Annotated in this window: 12 protein-coding genes; 2 read left to right on the top strand and 10 right to left on the bottom strand. The window is 61.1% G+C overall.

Going from position 1 to position 12,683, the window contains the following annotated elements; genetic code table 11:
* Position 1 precedes the first annotated feature (1 nt).
* The 9 genes from glgA to AACW30_RS17420 all read right to left on the bottom strand — a co-directional run bounded on the left by glgA (position 2) and on the right by AACW30_RS17420 (position 10,076).
* Positions 2–1,558 carry a glycogen synthase GlgA gene (glgA, locus tag AACW30_RS17460; protein ID WP_106579068.1) on the bottom strand — a complete coding sequence of 519 codons (1,557 nt, stop codon included), beginning with the start codon at positions 1,556–1,558 and terminating at the stop codon, positions 2–4.
* 509 nt (positions 1,559–2,067) lie between these two features.
* The gene (locus AACW30_RS17455) at positions 2,068–3,021 is read right to left on the bottom strand and encodes a D-2-hydroxyacid dehydrogenase family protein (RefSeq protein ID WP_169366872.1); all 954 of its coding nucleotides are present in this window, start codon (positions 3,019–3,021) and stop codon (positions 2,068–2,070) included.
* Positions 3,022–3,047: 26 nt separating this feature from the next.
* Complete coding sequence (locus AACW30_RS17450) at positions 3,048–4,061, bottom strand: alpha/beta fold hydrolase (RefSeq protein ID WP_200625487.1); 1,014 nt, start codon at positions 4,059–4,061, stop codon at positions 3,048–3,050.
* Positions 4,062–4,163: 102 nt separating this feature from the next.
* Positions 4,164–5,177: an alpha/beta fold hydrolase gene (locus AACW30_RS17445; protein WP_200625486.1), complete on the bottom strand. Its 1,014-nt coding sequence runs from the start codon at positions 5,175–5,177 to the stop codon at positions 4,164–4,166.
* Between the two features lie 215 nt (positions 5,178–5,392).
* Positions 5,393–5,833: a YqaA family protein gene (locus tag AACW30_RS17440; RefSeq protein WP_200625485.1), complete on the bottom strand. Its 441-nt coding sequence runs from the start codon at positions 5,831–5,833 to the stop codon at positions 5,393–5,395.
* A 3-nt stretch (positions 5,834–5,836) separates the two neighbouring features.
* Complete coding sequence (locus AACW30_RS17435) at positions 5,837–6,283, bottom strand: DUF411 domain-containing protein (RefSeq protein WP_106579073.1); 447 nt, start codon at positions 6,281–6,283, stop codon at positions 5,837–5,839.
* A gap of 111 nt (positions 6,284–6,394) precedes the next feature.
* Positions 6,395–6,853, bottom strand: a complete 459-nt coding sequence (locus AACW30_RS17430; RefSeq protein ID WP_119740152.1) for an SRPBCC family protein — start codon at positions 6,851–6,853, stop codon at positions 6,395–6,397.
* Between the two features lie 90 nt (positions 6,854–6,943).
* Positions 6,944–8,935 carry a methyl-accepting chemotaxis protein gene (locus tag AACW30_RS17425; RefSeq protein WP_200625484.1) on the bottom strand — a complete coding sequence of 664 codons (1,992 nt, stop codon included), beginning with the start codon at positions 8,933–8,935 and terminating at the stop codon, positions 6,944–6,946.
* Between the two features lie 145 nt (positions 8,936–9,080).
* Positions 9,081–10,076 carry an aldo/keto reductase gene (locus AACW30_RS17420; protein ID WP_200625483.1) on the bottom strand — a complete coding sequence of 332 codons (996 nt, stop codon included), beginning with the start codon at positions 10,074–10,076 and terminating at the stop codon, positions 9,081–9,083.
* 120 nt (positions 10,077–10,196) lie between these two features.
* Between AACW30_RS17420 and AACW30_RS17415 the strand changes: the two genes are divergently transcribed.
* On the top strand, positions 10,197–11,105 hold the full coding sequence (locus AACW30_RS17415) for a LysR family transcriptional regulator (protein ID WP_200625482.1): 909 nt from the start codon (positions 10,197–10,199) through the stop codon (positions 11,103–11,105).
* On the opposite strand, the gene AACW30_RS17410 is transcribed toward AACW30_RS17415, so the two are convergent.
* Positions 11,102–12,007, bottom strand: coding sequence for an AraC family transcriptional regulator (locus AACW30_RS17410; RefSeq protein ID WP_200625481.1), 906 nt, complete (start codon positions 12,005–12,007; stop codon positions 11,102–11,104). The genes AACW30_RS17415 and AACW30_RS17410 overlap by 4 nt on opposite strands.
* Positions 12,008–12,109: 102 nt before the next feature.
* On the opposite strand from AACW30_RS17410, the gene AACW30_RS17405 reads away from it, so the two are divergent.
* Positions 12,110–12,670, top strand: a complete 561-nt coding sequence (locus AACW30_RS17405; RefSeq protein ID WP_106579079.1) for a carboxymuconolactone decarboxylase family protein — start codon at positions 12,110–12,112, stop codon at positions 12,668–12,670.
* The last annotated feature ends 13 nt before the right edge of the window (positions 12,671–12,683 follow it).

Below are 12,683 nucleotides of genomic sequence, written 5' to 3'. Positions count from 1 at the left end.
ATTATTTGTTCGATTTCCCCAGTGCTTTAACCACAAGCTGTTCGTACAGTTCGGCGTAGGGTTCCACCGCCTGGGACCAGTTGAACGGCTGCGTCATAGCACGGCTGCGCATCGCATTGAGCAGGCCGGTATTGGCAAATACCCTGAAGGCGCGGCTCAACGCTTCCTTGTAGCTTTCAACCGTGGATTCGTTGAACAGAAACCCGGTAACGCCATTTTCAATGGTGTCAGCCAGTCCACCGGTATTGCGCGCCACTGGCAGCGAGCCGAAGCGCTGGGCGTACATCTGGCTCAAGCCGCAGGGCTCATAGCGCGATGGCATCAACAGGAAGTCACTGCCGGCGAACATGCGGCGGGCGTCGGTTTCGTTGAAACCGATGCGCACGCCCACCTGGCCCGGGAACCGCAGGGCCAGCTCACGCATGGCGTGTTCTTCTTCAGGCTCACCTCGGCCGATGATGGCAATCTGGCCACCGTTTTCGACGATAAAGCTGCTGACCGCCTCGGTGAGGTCCAGGCCTTTTTGGTACACCAGGCGCGAAACCACCGCAAACAGCGGGCCGGTGGAGTCGTGCAGGCCGAACAACTCGCGCACATGGGCGGCGTTGATGGCTTTGCCTTCCCAGTCACCAATGTTGAAGTTGTGGGTCAGGTGCGTGTCAGTGGAGGTTTCCCAGCTTTCATCGATACCGTTGGGGATGCCACTGAGCAGGCCTTGTTGAGTCTTGCTCGCCAGGAAGCCGTCGAGGCCGCAACCGAATTCCGGCGTGGTGATTTCCTGGGCGTAAGTGGCGCTCACGGTGGTGATGTGGCTGGAATACGCCATGCCGGCCTTGAGGAACGACATTTTGCCGTAGAACTCCATGCCTTCCTGTTGCAGGGCATGCGGCGGAATCCCCAGTTCAGGGGTGGAAGCCAGGCTGACCACGCCTTGGTAGGCGAGGTTATGAATGGTGAACAGCGTTGGCGTACGCGAACCACGCCAGTGCATGTACGCCGGTGCCAGGCCTGCTGGCCAGTCATGGGCGTGCACCAGGTCCGGGCACCAGTGGATCTGTGCGAGGTTGGCGGCCATGTCGGCGGCGGCCAGGCCCAGGCGTGCGAAGCGAATGTGGTTGTCCGGCCAGTCGCGCCCGTTGTTGGCCCCGTACGGCGTGCCTTCGCGCTCATACAGCTCGGGGCAGATCAGGACATAGATGACCAGACCATCCTTGAGATCCATGCGCCCGATCTTGCACGGCGGCAGCGCTGCATGGCCACCCAGTTCGCCGATGATATGGATCGGGTTGTCGCTTTCCATCACTTGCGGATAACCCGGAATCAGCACGCGCACGTCGTGCAGGTGCGCCATGGCGCGGGGCAGGGCGGCGGACACGTCGCCCAGGCCGCCGGTTTTCACCAGGTCGGCGAATTCGGAGGTGACGAACAGGACTTTCTTTCGGTTCGGGTTCTGACTCACGATCGGCCGCACAGTGTTGGGCAGGTCGGCCAACGCAGTGGGCCCCCCTACCGGCTGACTAAAACGCTCTCCCTGAGTATCTACTGCAGCACTGATCATAATTCTCTCCGACATGTCTGGTTGGCTAATGGCCCGCTGCCATCGGCTCCGAAGACCGCATCCTGCGGCCAGGCGCACAAGCACTGTACAAACTGGCAAGGCGTATGCCAGTTGCACTCATTGCTAAAAAAGAGTGGATGGACGGGCATTTGGCGTGAACCGCGTGCACTCGCCTCCCTTAAAAACTGGACCTACGGCAGAGTTGGAAAGTTTCGATTTTTTGCGGGGTTTTTATTTTGGAACGGACCCATCGGTCATGAGTCTAGGCCAGATCCTAGAGCCTGTAGGGTTTATGCGGGAATTTTGTAGGACAAAAAACTTTTAACCTTATGCAAGGTTGAATGCTTGCGCTGATCGTGAGGGCTGCCCAGCAAGGCCTGGCCCCGAAGTTTGTTCGCGCCGGGTTGCAACACTGCCCGATGTTCTGCGGTCGAGCCAGAGGCCGCTGCGCGCGCACCAGCGGGTGCACGCACCTCGCCACAGCAGTGCGTACGCCCTTGATTGGTGCGCTACCCGAGCACGCGAATGGGCATGCCGCCGGCCCAGGCCTGGATAGCCTCGATCATCTGCTGGTAGAACTGCCGGTAATTCTGCTCGCTCACGTAACCCACATGTGGCGTGGCCAATACATTGGGCAAGCGCCGAAACGGATGCTCCGCAGGGAGTGGCTCTTGGCTATACACGTCCAGCGCCGCCCCGGCCAGGCGTCCGGTGGACAAGGCCTGCACCAGTGCCTGTTCGTCCACGATCGGCCCGCGCGCCGTATTCACCAGTCGTGCGGTCGGCTTCATCCAGCCCAGCGCCTGGGCATCCACCAGGCCACGGCTGCGATCACTGAGTACCAGGTGCACAGTCAGGATGTCGGCCTGTTCAAACAGCTCACGCTTGCTGACCCAGGTCACTCCCGACTCGGCCGCACGTTCTGGCGTGAGGTTTTCACTCCAGGCAATCACGCGCATGCCGAACACCTGGGCAAATTGCGCGACCTTCTGGCCGATACTGCCCAGGCCTAGGATTCCCAGGGTCTTGCCATACAGATCACCGCCCAGGCCAACCTGCCAGCCGCCGTCGCGCACCGCATTGGCCTCGACCAACAGGTTGCGGGTCGAGGCCATGATCAGTGCCCAGGTCAATTCCGGCGCCGCCTGCTTATAGCTGTCGGTGCCGCACACCTGGATTCCCAAGGCCTTGGCCGCCGCAATGTCGATGGCGGCATTGCGCATGCCGCCGGTCACCAGCAATTTCAGCCGGGGCAGGCCCTCCAGGAGAGCCTTGTCGAAGGTCGAGCGTTCGCGCATCACGCAAATCACTTCAAAGCCCTTCAAGCGCTCAATCATCAACGCAGTGTCCGCCGGGTAGTCGTGCAGGAAATGCACCTGGCCCACCGACTGCAGCACCGACCAATCCACCACGCCACTGGCTACATCCTGCCAATCATCAATGACTGCGATCTGTACCGACATTCACGAGTGCCTCGAAAAAGGTTGGATTAAAGGGCGTTCAACCCCTGCAACAGCGTCTGATTAAACTTAACTGGCTCTTCCATCTGCGGCGCGTGCCCAAGGCCCGGGAATTCCACCAGGGTTGCGCGGGGGATCAACTTGGCCACTTGCTTGCCGAGCACGTCGTAGTGACCGAGCCTGGCCTTGACCGCCGGCGGCGCGATATCGCTGCCGATGGCGGTGGTATCGGACGTGCCGATCAGCAGCAGCGTGGGCATCTGCAAATCCTTGAATTCGTAGTACACCGGCTGGGTGAAGATCATGTCGTAAATCAACGCCGAGTTCCATGCCACCTGGCTGTGCCCCGGGCCTTTGTTCAAGCCGGCGAGCATGTCGACCCAACGGTCGTACTCAGGCTTCCAGCGCCCGACGTAGTAAGTGTTGAGTTCATACTGGCGAATGCCGTCGGCGCTCAGTTTCAGCTCGCGTTCATACCATTGGTCAACGCTGCGATAGGGCACGCCCAGCGCTTTCCAGTCTTCCAGACCGATCGGGTTGACCAGCGCCAGCTGCTCTGTTTGCGCCGGGTACAGCAGCGCGTAGCGGGTGGCAAGCATGCCGCCGGTGGAGTGGCCGACGATGGTGGCCTTTTGAATGCCGAGTTTAGCCAGCAGTTGGTGGGTGTTGAGCGCCAGTTGCTGGAAACTGTATTGGTAGTGGTCGGGCTTGCTGGACGTGCAGAAGCCGATCTGGTCGGGCGCGATCACCCGGTAACCGGCGCCGCTCAAGGCTTTAATCGATTCATCCCAGGTGGCGCCGCAAAAATTCTTGCCATGCATCAGTACCACGGCGCGCCCATTGGCCTTGCCTTGGGCGGGCACGTCCATATAACCCATCTGCAAGCTTTTGCCCTGGGACTCAAAGTTGAAATGCTCGACGGGATAGGGGTACTTGAAGCCTTGCAGCTCGGGGCCATAGGCGGGGCCTTCAGTGGCGGCGAAGGCGGGGACGGCAGTACTCAGCAACAGGCTGGCAGCGCACAGTGAGCGGATCAACGTCATGGGTCAGGCTCCGAAAACAGTGTCTCGGATGCTGTGGCGAGGGGATTAAGCGAGGATTAACGGAGCGCCGCGTGGTCAGCCAGCGCCCCAGTAGTAATCGCTTCAGGGCGCGCTCAGGCCCTGCAGCAACGCCGCGTTGAACCGTTCAGAGTCTTCCACTTGCGGCGAGTGGCCCAGGCCATCGAATTCCACCAGCGTGGCACGCGGTATCAACTGGGCGACTTGCTTGCCCAGCACCTTATAGTTGCCGATTTTCGCCTGCACTTGCGGCGACGCCAGGTCACTGTTGAGGGCCGTGGTGTCCTCGGTGCCAATCAGCAGCAGCGTCGGCACCTGCAGGTTTTTGAACTCGTAGTACACCGGCTGGGTGAAGAGCATGTCGTACAGCGCGGCGGAATTGCGCACCACCTCCGTATGGCCGGAGCCATTGGTCAGCCCCACCAGCATGTCCACCCAACGGTCGAAGGCCGGTTCCCAGCGCCCCGCGTAATAATGGCGCTGTTGATAGGCGCGCACGCTTTGGTAGGTCAGCCGGCTCTCTGACTGAGCCCACTGGTCGACGGTGCGGTATGGCACACCGAGGGCTTTCCAGTCCTCCAGGCCGATGGGGTTGACCATCACCAGTTGCTCGGTTTGCTGTGGGTAGAGCAAGGCGTAGCGGGTGGCAAGCATGCCGCCGGCGGAATGGCCCAGGACCGTGGCCTTTTGAATGCCAAGCTTTTGCAGCAATTGATGGGTGTTGATCGCCAGCTGCTGGAAGCTGTATTGGTAGTGATCAGGCTTGCTGGAGGTACAAAAGCCGATCTGGTCCGGCACCACCACCCGATAACCGGCTTCGCTGAGCGGTTTGATCGAGCCTTCCCAGGTGGCGGCACAGAAGTTCTTGCCGTGCATCAGCACAATGCTGCGGCCATTGGGCGTGCCTTTGGGGGCAACGTCCATGTACCCCATTTGCACGGTTTGGCCTTGAGACACGAATTTGAACCGTTCCACCGGGTAGGGGTATTTGAACCCCTGCAGCTCGGGACCGTAGGTGTCGTGTTTGCCGGTGGCGCATCCGGTAAGGGTGGCGGCGAGTAACAGGCCGCTGAGATAGAACATACGCTTGGCTTGCATGGTGGGCTCCGCAATGAAAATCGGATGCTGTCGGCAAGCGATTAATCGAGGATTAACCCCTTGGAACTGCCGATAGGCACAGCTCAACCGCGCGGATAAACAGAAGATTCCTACGGGGAATGCCCGCATAACCGTGCGTATGCATAGGAAATTAAGGGCCCGACCGTGCTCGCGTCTAGCTGTCAGATTTGACAGTGTCGACCAGTGGTCCCGCGCTACCGGTGCGTGAGCTGGCTCAGCGTCACGAGCGCCAGCACCGCGTATCGCGCGCCCTTGGCCACGCTGACCAGCAGCAGGAAGCGCCAGAACGGCTCACGCATGACGCCAGCCACCAGGGTCAGCGGGTCGCCGATAATCGGCAGCCAACTGAGCAACAACGACCAATGCCCCCAGCGTTGGTAGTGCGCGCGGGCCTTTTCCAGGTGCCGCGGGCTGACCGGAAACCAGCGCCGTCCCTTGAAACGCTCGACCGAGCACCCCAGCCACCAATTCACCACCGAGCCCAATACGTTGCCGACGGTGGCAAGCGCGAGCAGCCACCACAGGTTGTAATGGCCGCTGATCAACAGGCCCACCAGCACCGCTTCCGATTGCATCGGCAACAGCGTGGCGGCCCCGAAGGCGGCGAAGAAAAGGCCCAGGTAACCGGTGAGCATGACTCAATGGGCCGGGTAGTCGGCCACCACCACGTCTTTGCCTTCACGGGTCAGGCCGATGACCTGATAGGCGTCGCTTTTGCCGCCCATCTCCATGCCCGGTGACCCCATGGGCATGCCCGGCGCCGCGATGCCGAGCAAGTCGTCGCGCTTGCGCAACGCCAGCACCTGTTCGGCGGGCACATGGCCTTCGACGAATTTGCCGTCGATCACGGCGGTGTGGCACGAGCCCAGGCGCGGTGCCACGCCCAGGCGCTGCTTGACGGCACTCATGTCGGCTTCGACATGGTCGTTAACCTTGAACCCGTTGCTTTGCAGGTGACTGATCCACTTTTTGCAGCAGCCGCAGTTGGCGTCGCGGTGTACGTCGATAGGGATCAGCTCGGCAGCCTGGGCCAGGCTGGAGGTGAGCAGGGCTGAAAGCAGGGCCAGTCGCAATGGGTTTTTCATGCGGGTCTCGTGAGCAAGGGGACGTCGTCGGAATGGGGGGCGATCATGACGACGTCATCGCAGGCAAGCCAGCGTCTACAGGTCGAAGAAGGTGCCAGTAATGTTTCCAAATTATACGAAGGGCGCGTTTTCCAGCCGATGCTTGAGCTGGTCCAGAGCAATGTCGGACAGCTCGACCATGCGCTCATGCAAGGTGGCCAGTTGCAGCTCGGTTTCGTAGGTCAATACGCGCTTGAACAGCGTGCCACCGCGATGGGGCTGCAAGAAATAGTGAATGGCGCCGTCCACGGCCAGGGAAGTGAACACAGTCTTGAATTCAGTTGGATGGCGGGCGATTTGCACGCGATAACTCATGGGCACACGCACACCCAGCAGGTCGATGACTTCGGTAAAGCGGGTGCCGGCCGGGAGTGAGCCGGTGGTGCCGGTGTCGGCACTGAGGGAAGTGGGGTGCCACTCGTGCCAGCGGTCAGGCTGGGTCACGTAGTCGTAAACGACATCAATGGGGGCTTCGATAAACCGTTCCTGAATGATCCGCTCCAAGCGGCTCGAATGCTCGACAGCGTGCATGACACACCTCCTGTGTGGCGAGACTTTGCACTAGGAGCTGTCAGAATAGTCGCACTCCCGTGTTTTGCACGGGAGTGTTTCATGCATTTATCAGCGCACCTTGAAGCGACTCATCAACGCAATCACTCGGCCATTGGCGTCCAGCAGGCTTTGTGTATTGGTTTCAGTGGCGTGGCCACTTTCCACCAGTTCTTCGACCATATGTCGGATCTGCACCATGCTGCGGTTGATCTCCTCGGTCACCGCGCTTTGCTGCTCGGCGGCAGTGGCGATTTGAGTGCTGAGGTTGTTGATATGGCTGACCGAGCCGGCCATCTCGTCCAGGCCCGTGTTGACTCGCGCGGTTGCATCCGCGGCCGACTGGCAACTGGCCTGGGTGTTTTCCATGGCGGTCACCGACGAACTGACCCCGGTGGTCAGGCGTGCGAGCATTTCGTTGATCTGCGAGGTGCTGGCCTGGGTGCGTGCCGCCAGCGCCCGGACTTCGTCGGCCACCACCGCAAAACCACGGCCTTGCTCACCGGCCCGCGCCGCTTCAATCGCGGCGTTCAACGCCAGAAGGTTGGTCTGGCCGGCAATTGCGCCGATCACGCCAAGGGTTTCGGTGATGCGAGCAGCGTCCTGGCGCATGTTTTCCACGGTGTGGGTGGCGCTGGCCACTTCGCCGATCAACGCGCTGACGCTGGTGGACGCTTCTCCGACCACCACCCGTGAGCGGTCCGCGTGTTCGTTGGCGCGCTGGGTGAAGGAGGCGGTTTCTGCGGCGTTCTGCGCCACGGTGTCGGCAGTGGAGCTCATTTCGGTGATGGCCGTGACCGTTTGATCGGTCTCCGAGGCATGCCTCACCAGAATCCGGTTGGTTTGCGCCGAGGTCTGCTGCAATTGCTCAAGCCCCGTCGACATGGCGCCCGTGGCCAGCGTCACTTCACCGATCATGTTTTGCAGGTAGATGATGAAGCGGTTGACCGAATGGCCGATAGCGCCCATTTCATCTTCCGCACGAATGGTGATGCGGCGTGTCAGGTCAGCATCGCCGGCAGACAGCGCGTCGATATTGATGCTCAGCGATTTCATGCGCTGCACCAGTTGGCGGATGGCATAGAACGCCAGCAGCACCAGCAGCAACACCATGGGAATTTGCAACAGGGCCAGGCTGCCGAGCACATCATCACGCTGAGCGGTGATCAGCGAGGTCGGCAGGGCGGTAGCCAGGAACCACGGCGTGCCCTCGATCGGGCGCATGTAAAAGGTGCTGGCCACGCCTTGGTTGTCGAATTCGGCGCGCTGGGCCTGGTCGCGGTGGGCGAGGGCCTTGCTGACCTGAGCGGCAAACGCCGAGGTGCCAGCCAATTCGCTGATGTTTTTCAACACCACCGGGCCGCTGATGCGCGTGCTGTTGCTGATGATCTTGCCGTCGCCTTCGACGATCAGCATCTGCCCGCCGATGTCTTTCTCTTTGCTGGCCACCAGGTCATTGAAGAAACCCAGGGTCACGTCAATGGTGGCAACGCCGTAGGCGGCACCGTCGCGCTGGATGGCCATGGCACAGTTGGTGCGTGGCTCCTGGCTGGCGTCGTCTTTGTAAGCCGCCGCCCAGGCGCACTGGCCACGCGGTGAGGCGAGACCGCCTTTGTACCAGCTCTGGTCGTAGTAATTGGGCGCCGCGTCGCTGTTCCAGAAGGTGTTGACTGCCAGCTTGCCCGACGCATCGCGGTGCCAGAACGTGCTGTGCTTGTTGCGCCCCGGCGTGCGCTGATTCGGCAATGGCCAGATGCCGCCGCCGAAGACTTTCAGCTCGCCGTACTGGTCCACCAGGCCGGGCAGGACTTTGTCGATGGCATCGCTGTCGAGCAGGGGAATGGTCTGGGTGATGCTGCGTTGCTGGGCCTGAACCTTGTTCAGTTCGCCCTGAATCTGTTCGGCCACTTCCGCGATGCGGTTGAGCACCACCTGTTCTTCAGTGTGCCGCAGCTTGGGCGCGACCAACTGGCCGATCCCCACCACCGTCAACACAAATAACATTAGGACGAACAGCACCAGAAACAGGGTGTAGCGAGTTTGGATGGAGCGCAGTGGGGGCATGAGGTCGTCCTTACGAAGCGTTTATTATCGACGCGGCTGTGTTAGAGCTTCATCGGGCTATCGGCTTGGCAAGGAGGAGCTTGAGGTACCATCGTGCAAGAAAAGTCAGGGCGCACCGTCAGTGGGTGCGCCCTGACCACACAGGCTATTTATTCACCAGGCCCATTGACGCTTCGGTGTAGCGCAAACCCGCGGTAGCGCCCGCCGGAAAGATCGACGTCAGCGCCGCCAATTCGGCAGGGTTCAAGCTGATATCCAGGGCCGCCACGTTTTCTTCCAGGTATTTGCGCTGCTTGGTGCCCGGAATCGGGATCAGGTAATCACCCTGCGCCAGCACCCAGGCCAGCGCCATTTGCCCGGCTGTCACGCCTTTTTGCGCAGCCAGCGCTTTCACTTGCTCCACCAGCAGCAGGTTTTTGGCAAAGTTCTCACCTTGAAAGCGCGGGCTGGAGCGGCGGTAGTCGTCGGCGGCGAAATCCTCCGGACTTTTCAGCGCGCCGGTGAGAAACCCGCGCCCCAGCGGGCTGTAAGGCACAAAAGCGATGCCCAGGCGCTGGCAGGCGGCCAGGCAACCGTTGTCTTCCTGGTCGCGGCTCCACAGCGAATATTCACTTTGCAGGGCGCTGATCGGGTGCACCTTGTGCGCGCGCTCCAGGCTGGCCGCGGAGGCTTCACTCAGGCCCAGGTAACGCACCTTGCCTTGCTTGACCAGCTCGGCCATCGCGCCGACGCTTTCTTCGATTGCCACGTCGGGGTCAACGCGGTGCTGGTAATACAGGTCCAGCGTTTCGATGCCCAGACGTTTCAAGGTGCCGTCAATGGCCTCGCGAATGTACTCGGGGCGGCCATTCACACCGCGTGCCGACGGGTTGGCCGGGTCACGCACAAAGCCGAATTTACTCGCCAGAAACACTTGGTCGCGTTTGCCGGCGATGGCTTTGCCGATCAGTGCCTCATTGGTGTGAGGGCCATACATGTCGGCGGTGTCGAGCAACGTGACGCCCAACTCCAGGGCGCGGTGCAAGGTTGCAATCGCTTCCTGGGTATCGGTGCCGGTGGTGTAGAAATCAGTCATGCCCATGCAGCCCAGGCCGATGGCGGAGACGTGAGGGCCGTTTTTGCCGAGTTGGCGAGTATGCATCGGGAGAGCTCCTTGGAAGGGAAAGGCCCCCATTGTTCCCCTCGACAACTGAGGGATAAAGCGGCTAAAACCGCTATCACTATTAGGATTTTCTAAACAATGCCATGGGAGAGCCCGGCTTTGGACCGATTTAACGCCATGCGGGTGTTTACCCGAATCGTCGAACTGGGTGGCTTTGCCAAGGCCGCCGACAGCCTGCAACTGCCACGCGCCTCGGTCACTATCCTGATCAAGCAACTGGAAGCGCACCTGGGCGTGCAGTTGCTGCAGCGCACCACCCGGCAAGTCAGCCCGACGCTGGATGGCGCCGCGTACTACCAGCGCTGCGTCAGCTTGCTGGCAGACCTTGAAGAGACCGAAGCGGTGTTCGCTACCCGAGGCAGCCCGCGTGGCACATTACGCATCGATATGCCCTCGGGCATCGGCCGATTTCTGGTCATACCCGCGTTGCCGGAATTTTCCACTCGCTACCCGAACATCGACCTGGAAATCGGCCTCAACGACCGCCCGGTCGACTTGATTCGCGAAGGTGTGGACTGCGTGCTGCGCGGTGGCCTGGCGCTGGACGACTCGCTGGTGGCGCGTCCGCTGGCAATGATGGATCAGGTGACCTGTGCCAGCCCCGCGTACCTGCAGCGTTTCGGCGTGCCCGCCAACCTGGAAGCGCTGGCCGGCCACCAGGTGGTGGAATACTTCTCCAGCAGCAGTGGCAAGCGCTATGGCCTGGAGTTTCAAGTAGGGCAGGCGCTGCGCCTGGTGGACCTGCCCAAGCAGGTTGCCGTCAACAGTGCCGATGGTTACCTCGCCGCCTGCGAAGCGGGCTATGGCCTGGTGCAAACGCCTTATTACCACGTCATGCAGCAACTGCAGGCCGGCAGCCTGGTGGAGGTGTTGGGGGCGATCAAGCCGCCGCAATTAGCGCTGACGGCGCTGTACCCGCCGCACCGCCAGCTGTCACCCCGGGTGCGGGTATTGGTCGATTGGCTGGTGGAGCTGTGCGCGCGGCCGGGCAATGGGTTGCAACGTTAGGCTTGAGCCTTGCGATAGGCGCCGGGTTGCTGCCCGGTGACCTTGTAAAACGCCCGGGTAAACGCCGCCACCGATTGATAACCCACGGCCAGCGCCACATCCGCCACGGTCTGGTCTTGCTTGAACAGTTGGCAAGCGTGGCGCATGCGCATCATCAACAGCACTTGCCCCGGCGACTGCCCGCACAACTCGTTGAAGCGCTTGAAAAACGCCGAACGCGACAGCCCGGTGCAGGCGGCCATGCTTTCCAGCGTCCAGGCATCAGCGGGGTGCGCGATCAACTGTTCCAGCAGGTTGGCGAACGCCGGTTGCCGGCCCAGTGCGGCAAGGCCGCCCAATTCGGGGTTATCGATGACCTGTTGACGCAGCACGTACAGAAACAGCAGGTGGCAAAGACGTTCCAGCAAGGCCGAAGAGGGCGCCGGCGTGCGCTCGCACTCTTGCAGGATCAGTTCGAACAGGTTGCGTGCGGCGATCAGGGACGGGTCGCCGGCACGCAGGATGATCCAGGCGGGCAGGGTGTCGACGATCATGGCCGACAAGCCCGAATGAAAGTGAAAGAACCCACAGACCAGGCCCACGCCATCGCTGGCCAGGCTGTCCAGCGGCAGCATCGGCCGGCGCGGGCACTCCTGCGCGCCGGCGGCCGTGGCCTCGCCGGACAGGCGATAGGCCAAATCGCGCAACAGAAACACCGCGTCGCCATTGTTCAGCTGCAGAGGGGTGGATTCGCCATCGATATGCAGCCAGCATTGGCCCTGAACGATCAGGTGAAAGCTCGCCCTTGCCAGCCCTTGCGTGCTCGCATGCCAGTCACCGCAATAGCGGCCGACATGGAACAGACTGGTGTTGAGTTCGAGGCTGTCTAATAACCAATCGACAAGTGCACTGGACGAATTCATCTAACGGAAAGACTCAAGAGCAAGTAATCGCTACTTTAGCCTATTGAGGCGATTTTTTATAACCAACAGACTGGATACACGAATCCATCAGGAGACCACTCCATGTCCCGTGTACCGTTGCTCACCCCCGAAACCGCGCCGGAAGCCGCCAAACCCTTCCTCGAAAACGCCCTGAAGGCCTCGGGTTTCATCCCTAATCTGCTCGCCGTATTGGCCAATGCACCGGCTGCGCTGGAAACCTACATCACGGTTTCGGGCCTCAATGCCAAGGCAGAATTGAGCCTGGCCGACCGCGAAGTGGTGCAGCTGATTGCCGCCACCACCCACGGCTGTGATTTTTGCGTTGCCGGCCACACCGCCGTGGCGCGCAACAAGGCCAAGCTGCCTGAAGACGTGATTGATGCGCTGCGCCAGCGCGGCGAACTGCCCAATGCCCGCTATGAGACACTCGCCGCCTTTACGCGCGAAGTGATCGCCACGCGCGGTGATGTCAGCGATGCAGGCTTCGAGGCGTTCCGTGCTGCCGGTTATTCCGAAGGCCAGGCCCTGGAAGTTATTTTGGGCGTGAGCCTGGCAACCCTGTGCAACTTCGCTAACGTGTTTGCCCGTACACCGCTGAACCCGGAGCTGGCGCAATACCGTTGGGAAAAACCGGCAAGCTGAAGCGCGCATGCGT

The organism is Pseudomonas sp. MF6747 (assembly GCF_963890955.1).
GTDB lineage: Bacteria > Pseudomonadota > Gammaproteobacteria > Pseudomonadales > Pseudomonadaceae > Aquipseudomonas.
The sequence above is the reverse complement of the archived record's forward strand: the minus strand, read 5'-3'. Positions and strand labels throughout refer to the sequence as shown.